The following is a 15,180-nucleotide window of genomic DNA, read 5'->3' on the forward strand; positions in this document are numbered from 1 at the left end:
CAGACGGTCGCCAGCAGCGCGGAACTGTGGCACCGTCGGCCTCGGCAGCCCTCGTCCCCGCTGGTCAGGAGTCACCATGCCCGCGTCGTCCACCGCACCTGTCGTCGTCGTCGGAGGGGGCCTCGCCGCCGCCCGCGCCGTGGAGGCCGTGCGCGAGCAGGACCCCGACGTCGACCTGGTCGTCGTCACCAACGAGGGACACCGCCCCTACGAGCGTCCGCCGCTGTCCAAGGACTACCTGCGAGGCCAGGCGGAGCCCGACGTCATCTACCCGCTCCCGGCGGGCTGGTGGGACGACCACGCCATCGACCTGCGCACGCTCACCACCGTCGTCGACCTGGCCCCCGGCGACCACGAGGTGACGTTCGCCGACGGCTCCACGCTCGGCTACTCCACGCTGCTGCTCGCGACCGGCTCCACGCCGCGCGCGCTCCAGGTGGCGGGGCGCAGCCTCATCGGCGTGCACACCCTGCGCACGGTCGACGACGCCGACCTGCTCGCCGGGCTCCTGCTGCCCGCGTCGCTCGAGGGCGAGGGCAAGGTCGTCGTGGTCGGCGACGGCTGGATCGGCACCGAGGTCGCCGCGTCCGCGCGGACGCTCGGCCTGGACGTGTGCCTCGTCGGCCAGACCGCGCACCCCCTGGAGGCGACGCTGGGACCGGAGCTCGGCGCCCTGTACGGGAGGCTGCACCACGAGCGTGGCGTCCTGCGGCACCGCGGCGACGTCGTCGCCTTCACCGGCGAGTCCGGCCGCGTCAAGGGCGTCGAGCTGGCGGACGGCACCCACCTCGAGGCGGACCTCGTGGTGATGGGCGTCGGCGTGACCCCCAACGTGGGCATCGCGTCGGCGGCCGGGATCGAGCTGCGCTCGCGCGACCTCGGCGGCGGGATCGTCGTGGACGGCACCCTGCGCACCTCCGCCCCGGACGTCTTCGCCGCCGGCGACATCGCCTCCGTCCCGTCGCCGCACTACGGCCGCCCGTTGCGCGTGGAGCACTGGGCCGTCGCGCAGGACACCGGCGCGCACGCCGGCCGCGCGATGCTCGGCGACGACGCCGCCTACGACGTCCTCCCCTACTTCTTCAGCGACCAGTACGACGTCGGCATGGAGTACAAGGGGTTCGTCGACCCGCGCGCCGGCGACACCGAGGTGGTGATCAGCGGCTCGGTCGACGACCGCGAGCTCGTCGCGTTCTGGCTGCGCGACGGCGAGGTGCAGGCCGGCATGGCCGTCAACGTGTGGGACCGCATGGACGACGTCGAGGAGCTCATCCGCTCCCGCCGCCGCGTCCCCCGCGCCGAGCTGGCGGCGTTCACGGGCTGACCGTCGCCGGGCCGACGGCCGGGCGACCCAGGGCGCGCACGCGCCAGCCGGCGGCGGCCCAGCGGTCGGCGTCGAGGGCGTTGCGGCCGTCGACGACGACGCGGCGCGCGGGCTCGAGGGCCGCCGGGTCGAGGTCGCGGAACTCCGGCCACTCGGTGAGGTGCAGCACGAGGTCGGCGCCGGCGACCGCCTCCTCGACGGTGTCCGCGTAGCCCAGCGTGGGGAACGTGCGGGCCGCGGTGGCGTTGGCGCGCGGGTCGTGCACGCGCACGTGCGCGCCCTGCAGCTGGAGCTGGGCGGCGACGTTGAGCGCGGGCGAGTCGCGCACGTCGTCCGTGCCGGGCTTGAACGCCGCGCCCAGCACGGCGACGCGCCGCCCGAGCACGCTGCCGCCGCACTCCTCGACCGCCAGCGCGACCGTGCGCGACCGGCGCCGCATGTTGATGGCGTCGACCTCGCGCAGGAACGTCAGCGCCTCGTCGACGCCGAGCTCGCCGGCGCGGGCCATGAGCGCGCGGATGTCCTTGGGCAGGCAGCCGCCGCCGAACCCGAGCCCCGCGCTGAGGAACTGGTGGCCGATGCGGGCGTCGTGGCCGATGGCGTCCGTGAGGGCGACGACGTCGCCCCCGGCGGCGTCGCACAGCTCGGCGATCGCGTTGGCGAACGAGATCTTCGTGGCCAGGAACGCGTTCGCGGCCACCTTGACCAGCTCGGACGTCGCGAGGTCGGTGACGAGGAACGGCACGCCGGCGTCCACGACCGGGGCGTACAGCTCGCGCAGCGCCTTCTCGTGCCGCGGGTCGGTGACGCCGACGACGATCCGGTCGGGGCGCAGCGTGTCCTCGACGGCGCGGCCCTCGCGCAGGAACTCCGGGTTCCACGCCACGCCCACCTCGACGCCCGCGGGGACGAGGCGGTCGGCGAGGGCCTGCAGGCCGGCCGCCGTGCCCACGGGGACGGTGGACTTGCCGACGAGCAGCGCGTCGCCGCGCAGGTACGGCACGAGCGCGGCCACGGCGGCCTCGACGTGGCTCGTGTCGGCGGCCATCGAGTCCCGGCGCTGCGGCGTGCCGACGCACACGAAGTGCAGGTCCGCGAACGCGGCCGCCTCCCTCGGGTCGGTCGTGAACCGCAGGCGCCCGGCGGCGGTGTGCCGCTCGACGAGCTCCGCCAGCCCGGGCTCGTAGAACGGCAGCCTCCCCGCGGCCAGGTCGGCGATCTTCGCCGGGTCGGTGTCCAGGCCGAGCACGTCGTAGCCCAGCTCCGCCAGGCACGCGGCGTGCGTGGCGCCCAGGTAGCCCGTGCCGATCACGGTGACGCGCGTGGGCTCGGGCACGGCGGCGACGCCGGCGGCGTTCGCGGCGGTGGTCGTGGTGGCGTGCGTCATCGGTCCTCCAGGGTGAGCGGGGCGGGCTCGGGCGGCAGGGGCCGGCCGAGGTCGGTCAGGAGCGCGCCGGGCACGTCGCCGGGCGCGGGTCGGAAGGCGTACACGGCGGCGAGGCGCGCGCGGGCGGCGGTCGCCCAGGCCCGGAGCGAGGCCGGGTCGGAGCCGGCACCGTGGCCGTAGCCGTCCAGGACGGCGTGGGCCACGCGGGCTGCGCGTGCGGGCGGGCAGACGCCCTGGTGGGCGCGCAGCTCGAGGTGCACGAGCAGGTTGGCCAGGTCGAGGGCCGGGTGCGCGACGGCGGCGAGGTCCAGGTCGAGCAGGCCGGCGCGCACGGCGTCGGCGGGCACCGTGTCGTCGCCGACGTGCACGAGCAGCTGCTTGTCGTGCAGGTCGCGGTGCGTGAGCACCGGACGCGCCGCGGGCGCGGCGTCGAGCGCCGTGCGCACCCGCCGGACGACGGCGTCGGAGTCCGCGGCCGTCGTCGCGCCGTGGGCGGCGGCGAGCCCCCACCACCGGGCGACGACCGCGACCTCGGCGTCGGCGTCGTGCTCCGCGCCGTGCGGCGGGGGCGCGTCCTGCAGCCGCCGAAGCCCGCGCCCGATGGTCCGGCCCACATCCTCGAGCGTGGGGTCGAGCACGGCGTCCGGCGTGACGGCATCGCGCAGCAGCTCGTGCAGCGTGCGCCCGGGCAGCGCGGTGGTGGTGACGAACCCGTCGCCGCGGCCGACGACCTGAGGGGTGGTGAAGGCCGCCGACGGCACCGCCACGTCCCCGGGCTCGCGCCCCGGGCGCGTCACCTTCGTGTACGTGCCGGCGGGGTCCCGCACCACGCCGCGCCGGCCGGAGCGGTGCGCGACGAGCGTCGCGCCGTCCCGCACGCGCGCGGCGAGCGACGGCAGGTCCGGGTCGGCGCCGTCGGGCTGGAGCACCAGGCCGCCGCCGGCGACCGCCCGCACCCGGGCGCCGATCCGGGCGGCGAGGCGCGCCGCCGTGCGCGCGTCGGCGTCCCAGCGGCCGGCGACGACCCGGCCGTCGGCCTCGGTACCGATCACGAGCAGGCGGTCCGCAGGCCGCGGGACGACGGCGGAGAGCCGCCCGCCGACGCCGGCGAGGACGTCCGCGAGCTCGCGCGCGACCGGCGCGTACCGGATCCGCTCCGCCGGCGGGACCCTGCCGCCCGGCGCAGTGGACGTCGCGGGCACGGCGGAGGGCTGTGCGGACACGGCGGGCGTGCCGGGAGCGCTCGCGGCGGTCCCGGCGCGGTGGCCGCTGCGTTCCGCCGCGGCGTCGAGCACGTCGCCGAGGTCCCCGCCCGCGCCGTCGAGGACGTCGCGGGCGAGGCCGACGAGCCACGCGGTCCGGCCCGCCCAGCCCGTCTCCCGGCGGCGGAACGGCTCGGTGGCGCGGCGCAGCAGGTGCGCCGCGGTCGCGTGCCGCAGTGTGGTCCGGTCGGGGGCCGGGGCGCCCGCGTCGTCGCGTCCCGCGAGGACGGCGGCGAGCCGGGCGGCCGCCGTCGGGACGTCGTCGTGCGCCCGGACGAGGCCTGCTGCCAGGGATCCCAGGTCGTCCTCGGGGGCGCCCCACCGGGCGGTGTCGCCGTCGACGAGCCACAGCGCGCCGGAGGGGTCGCGCACGAGCTGGTCGAGCGAGAGGTCGCCGTGCAGCGGGACGCCGCGGCCCGGGGACGGCTGCCGGTCGAGCGCGTCGGCCAGCGGTCCGACCGTCTCCGCGAGCCCAGGGAGCAGACCCGCGAGCGCGTCGGCCACGGGGCTCAGGGCGCCCCGGCCGACGTCGTCTCCCGCGAGGCGCGGCTCGGCCCCGGGAGCCGACCCGTGCAGCGCGGCGACCTGCGCACCGACCTCGCGCAGCCCGGCGTCGCCGAGCGCGCCCGCGGCGTCGAGGGCGTCGAGCGGGTCGCCGTCCACCCACCGCGTCACGACGACCCCGAGGGCGTCGTCGTGGGCCAGGACCCGGGGCGCGGGCACGTCCGTCGCGGCGAGCAGCCCGTACCCGGTGACGACGCGCGCCACCGTCCCCGGCCGCAGCAGGCGCAGGACGACGCCGCCGTGGTCCCCTGCCACGTGCAGCACCGCCCGCCGCTCGGGGTTGTGCCGCAGCAGCCGGGCCGTCGCGCCCGGACCGGCGCCGGGCAGGCCGAGCCGCGCGAGCAGGCCCCGCGCGCCGTCGCGGGCGAGGAGCCGGGCGCCGGGCAGGTCGCGGTCCCCCGCCCAGCCGGTGACGACCAGCCCGGCGTCCGCGTCCACCAGCACGACGTCGTCCGGCGCGGCGCGGCGCATGGCCTTGTCCAGCTTGGGGCGGGCGTGGTCGGCGTAGGCGCGCACGAGGAGGTCGCGCGGGTCGCCGGCGTCGGGCACCCACCGCGCGGCGAGCAGGCAGCTGGTGCCGGGCTTGTAGCGCAGGTAGGGCCGCGTCACGACGCCCGGCGTGCCGGTCGCCGCCGCCACCCGCCGCGCCAGCGCCGCCGGGTCGAGGAGGTCGGCCAGCGCGGGCACGGCCGGGTCGCGGGCGACCAGCGCCTCATCGGCCGCGCGGTCGGCCGCGCGCTCTGCCGCACGGTCGTCCACGCCGTCCGTGGTGCGACCGGGCGTCTCGATCAGCCGCTCAGCCACGACCCACCCCCGCGGGGGAAGCCGCGCCGAGCACGACGTCGGGCGGGCCGGACGCGACGATCCGCCCGGCGTCGAGCCGCACGACGCGGTCGCAGTCGCGGGCGGCGTCGAGGTCGTGCGTCACGACGAACGTGGTGCGGCCGCGGGTGAGGCGGCGCATGGCATCGACCACCTCCCGCTCGGTCTGCTCGTCGAGACCCGTCATGGCCTCGTCGAGGAGGACGACGGGGGCGTCGAGCATCGCGGCGCGCGCGATGGCGATGCGCTGCCGCTGCCCGCCGGAGAGGGTGGCGCCGCGCTCCCCCACGACCGTGTCATAGCCGTCGGGCAGGGCGGTGACGAAGTCGTGCGCGCCCGCCACCCGGGCAGCCTGCTCGACCTGTTCGTCGGTGGCGTCGGGGACGGCGGCGGCGATGTTCTCGCGCACGGTCCCCCGGAACAGCACGCTGTCCTGCAGCACGACGGCGACCGACCGCCGCACGCTGCGCAGCGTGAGGTCGCGCAGGTTGTGGCCGTCGATCCGCACGACGCCGGACTCGGGGTCGCGCAGGCGGGACAGCAGCGAGACCAGGCTGGACTTGCCGGCACCGGAGGTCCCGACGACCGCGACCCGCTCCCCCGGCCGCACCGCGAGATCGAGCCCGCGGAGCACCGGGTGGCCGGGCACGTAGGAGAACCACACGCCCTCGAACCGCACGTCGCCGCGGGCGTCCCGCAGCGGGCGCGCCCAGCTCGCGTCGACCACCTCGGGGCTGCGCTCCAGCACCTCGACGACGCGCTCGCTCGACGCGCCGGCCTGCGCGATGCGGCCGGTGTACTTCGCGATGTCGCGCATCGGCTTGAACGCGGCCTTGAGGTAGGTGAGGAAGACGGTGAGCTCGCCCGGCGTCAGCGCGCCGTCGAGCACCCGCTGCGCCCCCACGTAGAGCACGACGGCGGTCGCGAGGCCGACCAGCACGTCGGTGGACCGCTCCAGGCCGGCGGACAGCCGCTTCGCCTTGACCCCCTCCCGCAGGGACGACGTGTTGGACCGGGCGAACCCGGCGCTCATGCGGTCCTCGAGCGAGTACGCCTGCACCACTGTGACGGCCGCGAGCGACTCGGTGGCCAGCGACGCGAGCTGCCCCTCCGCCTTGCGCTGGTCGCGCGAGACGTGCCGGATGCGGCGCGACAGGCGGCCGCTGGTGAGCAGGAAGACGGGCAGGACGACGAGCATCACGAGCGCCAGCACCGGGTCGAGCACCGCCACCACCACGACCATGCCGACGAGGGTCACGACGTTCCCCAGCATCGGCAGCGTCGCGGTGACGGACACCTCCTTGAGCCGCCCCACGTCGCTGGTGAGCCGGGTGACGAGGTCACCGGTGGTGGAGCCGTCGTGGAACCGGAGGCTGAGCCGCTGCAGGTGGTCGTAGAGGTCCGCCCGCACGCCCGTGAGGACGCGGTTGCCGGCCAGCGCGAAGCACACCGTCATGGCGTACGCGGCGCCCGCCCGCAGCAGCACGACGACGAGCAGCGAGCCCGCCGCGAGCGCGATGACGACCCCGAGGTTCGCGGGCGCCGGCCCGGCGACGCTCGACCCGGTCGCCGCGACGATCCCGTCGACCACGTACTTCAGCGGCCACGGCTCCAGCAGCCGCATCGCGACCTCCGCCAGCAGCGCCAGGCCGCCCAGCACCAGCAGCCGCCGCTCCGGGCGGACGTGGTGGCGCAGGTGCGGCCAGAACCGGCGGAACGACCGGCCCGCCGCCCGCACCGACCGCTGGCGTCCCTCAGCCACGGCGACCACCCCCGGTGGCGGGGACCGTCGAGACGTCGGGGAGCGCGACCCCCGCGAACCCCAGCGCGCGGCGCACGACGACGGACCAGTCGTGCCGCTCGACGGCGACCTCCCGGGCTCGTGCACCGAGCGCGGCGCGGCGGTCGTCGTCGTGCGCGAGGGCGACGAGCGCGTCGGTGAGCGCGGCGGCATCTCCGGGCGGGACGAGCAACCCGGCCCGGCCGTGCTCCAGCGCGTCGGGCAGCTCCCCGACCGCGCTCGCGACGACGGGCAGCCCGGCCGCCAGGTACTCGTAGACCTTCAGCGGCGAGAAGTAGAAGTCGTCGAGCGGCGGGTACGGCGCCACGGCGACGTGCGCCTCGTGCAGGTGCCGCACGACGTCGGCGGGCCGCACCGCTCCGGTGGCGCGCACCGCGCCCTCGACGCCGCGCTCGTGCGCGAGGGCGAGGACGTCGCCGCGGCCGGGGCCGTCGCCGACCAGCAGCAGGCGCGCCCCGGGGACGCGCGCACGCAGCCCTGCGAAGGCGTCGACCAGCACGTCGAGCCCGTGCCACGGCTTGAGGGTGCCGACGAAGCCTACGGTGAACTCGGCCGCGCCCTGCCGCATTCTTCGCGCGGGCGCGTTCACGGGCGCCAGGGCGCCCTCCACTTCGGGAGGGATACGTCCGCGCGAAGAATGCGGCAGGGCGCGGCTGCTCCCGTCGGTGGATGTCCGCGTGGATGCCCACGGGGTGATCCGAGCGGTGTCCACACCGTTCGCCAGCACGTGGACCTTCTCCGGGTGCTGGCCGGCGCGGTCGGCCGCCCAGGCCGCGACGGGGCCGCTGACGGCGACGACGGCCGTCGCGGCGCCGACGGCCGCGCGGACGCAGCGCTCGGCGGCGGCCTCGTCGACCAGCTCGCGGTGGGTGCGCTGCTCGGCGACGAGCGGCGCGTTCACCTCCAGCACGCTCGGCACGCGGGCGTCGCGCGCCCAGGCCGTCGCGGCGGTGCCCCAGAGCGAGTAGCGCTCGTAGACGAGGTCAAGGCCCTCGCTCGCGGCGATCTCCGTCAGGATCCCCCCGACGTGCGCGTCAGCGTGACGCAGCGCGACCTCGCGCTCCGCCGTCGACCCGGAGGGAGCCACCGGGACGTCGTGCACGACGACGTCCGTCAGGTCGGCGGGGGTGTCGTCGCCGGGGCGGGTGGTGACGACGTGCACCTCGGCGCCGGTGCGCACCAGCTCGCGCAGCATGGCCTGGACGTGCACGGACGACCCCTTGCGGCCGAACACCGGGACGCCCGGGTCGGAGCTCACGTACGCGACCCTCATGCCGCCCTCCCCTCCGCGGCGGGGGCCGCCGCGGTCTCCAGCACGTCCAGCAGGCGCCGGGACGTGCCGACGACGTCGAACTCGGCCTCGACGTGCGCCCGGGCGCCGTCGGCGAGGCGCGCGGCCTCGGCCGGGTCGTCGAGCAGGTCGCCGAGGGCCGCGGCGAGCGCGGTGGCGTCGCCGGGCGGCACGAGCCGGCCGGTCTCGCCGTCGCGGACGGCCTCGGGGATGCCCGTGACGGGCGTCGAGACGACGGGGGTGCCGAGGGCCATCGCCTCGAGCAGCACGGTCGGCAGGCCGTCGCGGTTGCCGTCGGCGCCGAGCACGCACGGCGCGGCGAAGACGGCGGCGCGGGCGACGACGTCGCGCACCCGGTCCTGCGGCAGCGGGCCGTGGAAGGTCACGCGCTCCGCGCCGTCCCGCAGCAGTCCGAGCGCGGCGGCGCGGTCGCGCAGCTCCGCCTCCTGCGGGCCGGAGCCGACGAGGTCGAGGTGCACGTCGCGGCCGTCCGCCACCAGGAGCGCGAGCGCGTCGAGCAGGTCGCCGAAGCCCTTCTTCTCGACGAGGCGGCCGACGGCGCACACGCGCCCGGGCCGTCGCGGCGCCGTCGCGCGGGCGTACTCGTCGAGGTCGAGCCCGTTGTACACGCGCACGACGGCGTCCGCCGCCGGGCCGTAGGTGGCGCGCAGGTAGGCGAGGTTGTGGTCGCTCACGGTGATGACGGCGCGGGCGTCGGCGAGCTTCGTCCGCAGGTCGGCGGGGTCGACGGACTCGTGGAAGATGTCCTTCGCGTGCGCGGTGAACGTGTACCCGATGCCGAGGACGGCGGCGGCGAGCCGCGCGACCGTCGTCGCGACCGACCCGAAGTGCGCGTGCAGGTGGGTCAGGCCGGCGTCGTGCGCGGCCGACGCCACCCACAGCGCCTGCACGGCGTCCTCAGGGTCGGCGGCGAGCAGGTCCGCGAGCACGGCGGCGGGCAGGGCTCGCAGGTCGAGCCGGTCGTGGGCCTCCCCGAGCGCCGACCAGGCGTCCGACGCGCGGGCCGCGCGCGGCACGAACCGGACCGGCGCGGCGACGTCGGCGAGGGCCGCGTGGAAGCGGGTGTCGACGGGCGCGCGCAGGGAGAAGATCTCGATCGGCACGCCGCGGCGCTCCAGGCCGCGCACCTCGTTGACGATGAACGTCTCCGAGAAGCGCGGGTACATCTTGGTGACGTAGCCGACGCGCGGGGTTGGTGGCGTCGAGGCAGTCATGGGGGTGGTCTCAGGCCGTGGCACGGTGCTCCTCCTCCTGCTGGTCCTGCGGGTGCGTGGCAGCCGCCGGGCGCGTGGCGCCGGCGACGAGCCGGTCGACGAGCTCCGGGACGCGCGACAACCCGTCGAGGTCGACGTCGACCTCGGGCCGTCGGGGCGCGACGCCGGCAGCGGTGCGGGCGAGCCAGGCGCCCACCCGACCGGGCATGATCGCGCCCACGAGGACGTCGAGCAGCCCGAGGTCGGCGAGCCGGCAGGCCCGCACGAGCTGCTCGGCGCGGGGGTGCGTGCGCGGGACGACCAGGCCGGGGCGGCCCGACGCCAGCAGCTCGCACACGGAGTTGTAGCCGCCCATCGTCACGACGGCGGCGGCGCCCTCGACCAGAGGGACGACGTCGCGCACGAACGCGTGCACCTCGAGGTCGTCGCGGGCGGCGACGGTGCCCAGCCGGTCGCGTGCCGCCTCGGGCAGGTACGGCCCGGTGACCAGCACGCCGCGGTGGCCCGCGGGCAGCGGCGCGGCGGCGAACGCCTCCGCGAGCGCCGCGCCGTCCTGCCCGCCACCGACGAGGCAGAGGACGTAGGGCTCGGCGGGCGCCGCCGTCGCCGCCACATCGGTGCGACCGCTCCCGAGGTATCCGGTGGAGGTGGTGGACGCGCGACCGCGACCGAGGTATCCCGTAAACACAGCCTTGGCGGCGACGTGCTCCGGAAGCGCGTACTCGGTGAGCGGGTCGTAGACGCGTGCGTCGCCGTACACCCACACCTCGTCGAAGAACCGCTCGATCACCGACGTGCTGCGCTGCTCGCGCCACTCGCGGACGGCGACCTCGGGGGTGTCGAGCACGTCGCGCAGCCCGAGCACGCACGCGGTGCGGCCGTCCGCGCGCAGGCGCCGCAGCGCGGGCAGCAGCTCGCCGCCGACGCCGAGGGGCACCTTGTCCACCACGAGCACGTCGGGGCGGAAGGCGGCGAGCGCGCCGTCGAGCACGCCCGCGCGGACGCGGACGACGTCGTCGAGCGTGCCGCCCCAGGTGCGCGGCCCGTAGCCGCGGTCGGGGTCCTTGCCGACGCGCGGCAGCGTCACGACCTCCGTGCGCTCCGGCAGGGGCAGGCTCGTCGCCTCCCGCGCGCCGGACAGGAGGAGGACGTCGACGTCCGGGTCGGCGTCCACCACCGCGCGGGCCAGCAGCGACGTGCGCCGCACGTGGCCGAGGCCCTGCGTGTCGTGGGAGTAGAACGCGACCCGGCGCCGCGCCGGGAGCTCGGGGTCGAGCGCTGATATCTGTCGCACCCTGGCCACCCTGCGGAGGTTGCCTGAGTCACGGATGAGGCGACCATGAGGGGGTTCTCATCCGGAAGGGCGCAGCATCTGCACAGAGCACGCCCAGGCTCGCCGCTCGCCCGCCCCGCCGGTCTGGCACGCTCACGTCGTGACCCGACGACGCCTGTCCGCCCTGGTGGGCGCCCTGGTCGTGGCCGCCGCGCTCGCGGTCCTCGTCGTCGTCTGGCGGCCCTGGGACCCGGTGCCCGACGAGCTGCGCGCCGCCGCCCGCCAGGCCGCCGACGTCCCCGGCGTCGACTCCGCGGAGGTCGCCGGCTACGAGGTCTCGACCCGCGACGCGAAGGACGGCGACGTCGCCCGCGTCGACGTCGACGTCGTGCTCCACGACGGGCTCTCCCCCGCGGCCGCGAGCACGGCCGCGGCACGGGCGGACGAGGTCGTGGCCGCCGCCCGGGTCGACGGCGTGCGGACGCTATCGCGCACCACGACGCTGCATGCCGGGGAGCCACGCACCGTGAACGGCGTCGGGGTCTACCCCCTCACGGCGTGGGTGGCCGAGGACGGCGACGCGTCGTCCGTCGCGGACGCGTTCGCCCTCCGCCGCGCGGGCGCGACGACGGTGAGCGGCGTCGGCGCGGAGGTGGCCGACGGGGAGGGGCTGGTGCGGCTGGCGCAGGCCGCCGCCGAGCAGGAGATCGCCGCGTCCCTGCGCACGGCCGACGGCACCCTGCAGTACGACGCCTCCGGACGGGTGCCCGACGCCGCGGTCGCGCGGCTCGCCGTCGAGGCTGCCGAGCAGCCGGGGGTCGCGTCGGTGGCCGTGAGCGCTCAGGTGCCCGAGGACGTGGTCGTGACGGGCGGCGTCGTCCTGGGCCTCCAGGTCCGGCTGGCCGGGCCGACGACGTCGCCGACGGCGGACGCCGTGACCCGCTGGCTCGACGACCCGGCGCGCGCCGTCGGGGACGGACACCTCGCGTACTCCCTCACCGAGCCGGGCTACGGCGAGCGCACGGACGGCTGGGTCGCGGCGTCGCCGCCGCCCGCGCCCGAGGAGCACACCATGCCGCTGCCCGCAGGCGTCGACCCGTGGCCCGCGGACGACGACGCCCTCGCCTGCACCGGCGACGACCTGCGCCTCACGCTCGGCACCCCGGACGCCGCGGCCGGCGGCCGGTACCTCTCCGTGCACGCCGAGAACGTCTCCCAGCTCCCGTGCGCGCTCGACGGGGTGCCGGACCTCGTGTTCCGGAACGCCGACGGCGAGCCGCAGGGCGACGTCACGACCGCACCGTCCGCACCGGGCGTCGTCGCGGGCCGAGTCGTCGTGCCGCCGGGCGAGCGCGTGCTCGCCTCCGTGCAGTGGCGCGCCATGTCGACGGCGAACGACCCGGACGTGACGGCCGCCGTGGACGTCGTCGCCGTCCCGGGCGCCGATCCCGTGCCCCTCACCCCGGAGCTCCCGGGTTCCGGTGCCGCCGAGCTGGACGTGCTCGACGGCGCGGAGGTGCGCGTCGGCCCGTGGGTGCAGGCCGCCGAGGGCTGGTCGTGAGCGCGTCCGGCGCCGTCAGCCCGCGCAGAGCCCCTCGAGCTGACGCCGGAACTCGGCGGATCCGCTGTCGAGCCCGCTGACCCAGAGCGTCTGGTCGAAGTCGATCGTCGTCTCCCGCGCGATCCCGAGCGAGCGGACCCGCACCGGCGCCTGGCCCACCCCGACGCGGACGTCCGTCCCGACGGGGGCGCCGTCGTCGAGCGGGGAGACGATCCACAGCGCGGCCTCGCTGTCGGCCGGGATGACGACCCGGTCCGCGGTCTCCGCCTCGGCCGGTGGCCCGTCCGCCGGGTCGTGGAACACGTAGCCGTCGCCGGGCCCGGCGACCCGACGCTCGAACCGGAACACGTCGGGGCTCAGGCTCGTCACCTCGACCGGCCACCGGGAGTCGCTCCGGACCGTGAGCATGGCGACGACCTCCTCGTCCCGGGCGTAGAGGGCCCACAGGTCGTCGTCGGGGAACGCGCACTCGTCCGGGTGGCCCGTCGTCCCCGACTGGAAGGACCCCGACTGCACCGTCGCGCTCGCCGACAGCCCCCACCACCCGGCGAGTGCGGCGGCCAGCAGCACCAGGGCGCCGACGACCAGCACGATCGAGCGCCGGACCCGCCAGTACCGAGGACCCCCGTCGTCGCGCACGCCGGGAGCCTAGCCCCTGGTCAGGCCGCGAGCGCCTCGACCGGTCAGGAGTCCGCGGGTGATTCCTGGCGGCCGGAGACGCTCGCGCACCGGCCGTCAGCCGAACGTGAAGGTGTAGACGGAGACGCGCGCGGGGACGTCGAGCTCCACGACCCCCGCGGTCGGCCCGTCGCCGCGCAGGACGTCGTACAGGGTCGGGTTGCCGGACACGTCGATCTCGCGCTCGGCGCGCACGCTGCCGTCGTCGGCGAGCACGCGGGCGGTGACCGTCCCCTCGCCGCCGAGGACGGTGAACACGTCGGTCGAGCGGTACGCGAGCCGCACGGTCGCGTCGTCGGAGGCCGCCGTCGCGCCCTGGAAGTCGACGTCCCACGTGCCGCCGAGGGAGAAGGTGTCCCGCGGCTGGTCGTCCGGGTGGGCGAACGCCTCCCGGCCGGAGCCGTACTCGGGCGAGCCGGAGTAGTTGAACACCTTGTTGAGCGCGAGGTAGGTCTCCGGCGTCGTCTCCTCGCCGGGCGTCGTGTCCGCGACGTCGGTGGCGGGCGGCAGGTCGACGTCCGGGTCGGCGGCGCGCAGCAGGTCGCGGACGTGCTGCTCGGTGACGTCGTAACCGCCCTCCCCGTGCTTGATGTAGCGGACGGTGCCCTGGGCGTCGATCAGGTACTCGGCCGGCCAGTACCGGTTCCGGTACGTCGTCCATGTGGAGTAGGAGTTGTCCTGCGCGATCGGGTACTCGACGCCCAGGTCGCGGGCCCCGGCGACGACGTTGCGCGTCTCGCGCTCGAAGGCGAACTCCGGCGTGTGCACCCCGATCACCTCGAGGCCGGCGTCCTCGTACGCGTCGTACCAGGCGCTCACGTGCGGGACGGCGCGCTGGCAGTTGATGCAGGAGTAGGTCCAGAAGTCGATGAGCACGACCTTGCCGCGCAGGTCGGCCAGGTCCAGCGCCTGGCCGCCGGGCGTGTTGAGCCACCGCGTGATGCCGGTGAGCGGCGGAGCGGTGCCGCAGTCGGCCAGCTCGGCCGACCCGTTGGAGCAGTTCGACAGCTCCCGGTTCGCGTCGGTGACGATGCCGCCCAGGTCGAGCGCGTCCTGCACGGAGGCGTTCTCGTCCACCTGCTGCTGCAGCGCGCCGGTGTAGTCCGGCAGCGCGCGCTGGAGCTGCTGGGGCAGGTTCAGCGCGAGCGCCCCCGCGAGGAGGAGGACGACGACGCCGCCCGTGACCCGGATGCCGCGCTGGTGCCGGCGGAACGCCGAGACCCGTTCCGCGACGCGCCGTCCGGCGAGCGCGAAGACCAGCAGCGGCACCGCCGCGCCGGCGGCGAACGACACGGTGAGCACCACGGTTCCCGCGCCGATGTCACCGGTGGCGCCCGCCACCGTGATCGCGGCCAGCACGGGGCCGGCGCACGGCACGTAGAGCACCCCCAGCCCGAGGCCGAGCAGGAACGCGCCCCGGTCCTGGCCCGCCGCGCGGCGCGACCCCCGCGACGCGAGCCGCACGAAGGGGCGCTCCAGCATCTCCTCGAACCGGGGCACGATCATCCCGACCCCGAGCGCCGCGAGCAGCACGATGCCGACCCAGCGCAGCAGGTCCTGCGGCAACCCGAGCGCGCCCAGGACCAGCGAGCCCAGCAGCGTCATCGCGCTGAAGCTCAGCACCAGGCCGGCGATCACGAGGTAGGGGCGCCACGACCGCGCGCGACGCCGAACGGGCGGGTCGGTCAGGGCGACGGAGGCTCCCCCGCCCGCCGGCGCGACGCCCGTCTCGACCCGCCCGCCCGCGCCGGTGCGCAGCGCGGTGGGCACGTCGAACCGCAGCGCAGGTTCGCGCGCGCCCTGCACCCCGCCGGCGAAGAAGATCACCGGGAGCATCGGCAGGATGCACGGCGAGATGCCGGTGACGAGGCCACCGAGCAGACCGATCAGGACCAGGGTCTCCATGCCCCTCGTTCGGAACCGTGGGGCCGGCGGATGGGATCGCAGACCACACCCATCCGGCGCCGCGCCCGCTCCGAACC

At 76.7% G+C, this 15,180-nt stretch carries 10 protein-coding genes; 2 read left to right on the top strand and 8 right to left on the bottom strand.

Annotation, left to right across the window (positions count from 1 at the left end):
- Positions 1-76: 76 nt before the first annotated feature.
- Positions 77-1,324 (top strand): NAD(P)/FAD-dependent oxidoreductase, encoded by a 1,248-nt coding sequence (locus ACQP60_RS14575; RefSeq protein ID WP_429734013.1) that lies wholly within the window; start codon positions 77-79, stop codon positions 1,322-1,324.
- Here the strand turns inward: ACQP60_RS14575 and ACQP60_RS14580 are convergent.
- The 6 genes from ACQP60_RS14580 to ACQP60_RS14605 are packed head-to-tail and all read right to left on the bottom strand — an operon-like array spanning position 1,314 to position 10,980.
- The gene (locus ACQP60_RS14580; protein ID WP_429734015.1) at positions 1,314-2,711 is read right to left on the bottom strand and encodes a UDP-glucose dehydrogenase family protein; all 1,398 of its coding nucleotides are present in this window, start codon (positions 2,709-2,711) and stop codon (positions 1,314-1,316) included. The genes ACQP60_RS14575 and ACQP60_RS14580 overlap by 11 nt on opposite strands.
- The gene (locus ACQP60_RS14585) at positions 2,708-5,341 is read right to left on the bottom strand and encodes a hypothetical protein (protein WP_429734017.1); all 2,634 of its coding nucleotides are present in this window, start codon (positions 5,339-5,341) and stop codon (positions 2,708-2,710) included. Before ACQP60_RS14585 ends, ACQP60_RS14580 begins: the two co-directional genes overlap by 4 nt.
- Positions 5,334-7,121, bottom strand: coding sequence for an ABC transporter ATP-binding protein (locus tag ACQP60_RS14590; protein ID WP_429734019.1), 1,788 nt, complete (start codon positions 7,119-7,121; stop codon positions 5,334-5,336). Before ACQP60_RS14590 ends, ACQP60_RS14585 begins: the two co-directional genes overlap by 8 nt.
- Complete coding sequence (locus tag ACQP60_RS14595; protein ID WP_429734021.1) at positions 7,114-8,433, bottom strand: glycosyltransferase family 4 protein; 1,320 nt, start codon at positions 8,431-8,433, stop codon at positions 7,114-7,116. Before ACQP60_RS14595 ends, ACQP60_RS14590 begins: the two co-directional genes overlap by 8 nt.
- Positions 8,430-9,686 (bottom strand): glycosyltransferase family 4 protein, encoded by a 1,257-nt coding sequence (locus tag ACQP60_RS14600; protein ID WP_429734023.1) that lies wholly within the window; start codon positions 9,684-9,686, stop codon positions 8,430-8,432. Before ACQP60_RS14600 ends, ACQP60_RS14595 begins: the two co-directional genes overlap by 4 nt.
- 10 nt (positions 9,687-9,696) lie before the next feature.
- Positions 9,697-10,980 carry a glycosyltransferase family protein gene (locus ACQP60_RS14605; protein ID WP_429734025.1) on the bottom strand — a complete coding sequence of 428 codons (1,284 nt, stop codon included), beginning with the start codon at positions 10,978-10,980 and terminating at the stop codon, positions 9,697-9,699.
- 139 nt (positions 10,981-11,119) lie between these two features.
- On the opposite strand from ACQP60_RS14605, the gene ACQP60_RS14610 reads away from it, so the two are divergent.
- Positions 11,120-12,520: a DUF4232 domain-containing protein gene (locus ACQP60_RS14610; RefSeq protein ID WP_429734027.1), complete on the top strand. Its 1,401-nt coding sequence runs from the start codon at positions 11,120-11,122 to the stop codon at positions 12,518-12,520.
- Between the two features lie 15 nt (positions 12,521-12,535).
- On the opposite strand, the gene ACQP60_RS14615 is transcribed toward ACQP60_RS14610, so the two are convergent.
- A complete protein-coding gene (locus ACQP60_RS14615; protein WP_429734029.1) occupies positions 12,536-13,159 on the bottom strand; it encodes a hypothetical protein in 624 nt (207 codons plus the stop codon).
- A 96-nt stretch (positions 13,160-13,255) separates the two neighbouring features.
- Positions 13,256-15,103 (bottom strand): cytochrome c biogenesis protein DipZ, encoded by a 1,848-nt coding sequence (locus tag ACQP60_RS14620; protein WP_429734031.1) that lies wholly within the window; start codon positions 15,101-15,103, stop codon positions 13,256-13,258.
- Between the last annotated feature and the right edge of the window lie 77 nt (positions 15,104-15,180).

The sequence above is a fragment of the Isoptericola variabilis genome (assembly GCF_050311655.1).
Lineage (GTDB): Bacteria > Actinomycetota > Actinomycetes > Actinomycetales > Cellulomonadaceae > Isoptericola > Isoptericola variabilis.

What these genes read in the sequence shown, in the direction of transcription:
- ACQP60_RS14620 (WP_429734031.1), bottom strand. Translation starts at nt 15,103, where the DNA reads ATGGAGACCCTGGTCCTGATCGGTCTGCTCGGTGGCCTCGTCACCGGC.
- ACQP60_RS14600 (WP_429734023.1), bottom strand. Translation starts at nt 9,686, where the DNA reads ATGACTGCCTCGACGCCACCAACCCCGCGCGTCGGCTACGTCACCAAG.
- ACQP60_RS14580 (WP_429734015.1), bottom strand. Translation starts at nt 2,711, where the DNA reads ATGACGCACGCCACCACGACCACCGCCGCGAACGCCGCCGGCGTCGCC.
- ACQP60_RS14575 (WP_429734013.1), top strand. Translation starts at nt 77, where the DNA reads ATGCCCGCGTCGTCCACCGCACCTGTCGTCGTCGTCGGAGGGGGCCTC.
- ACQP60_RS14595 (WP_429734021.1), bottom strand. Translation starts at nt 8,433, where the DNA reads ATGAGGGTCGCGTACGTGAGCTCCGACCCGGGCGTCCCGGTGTTCGGC.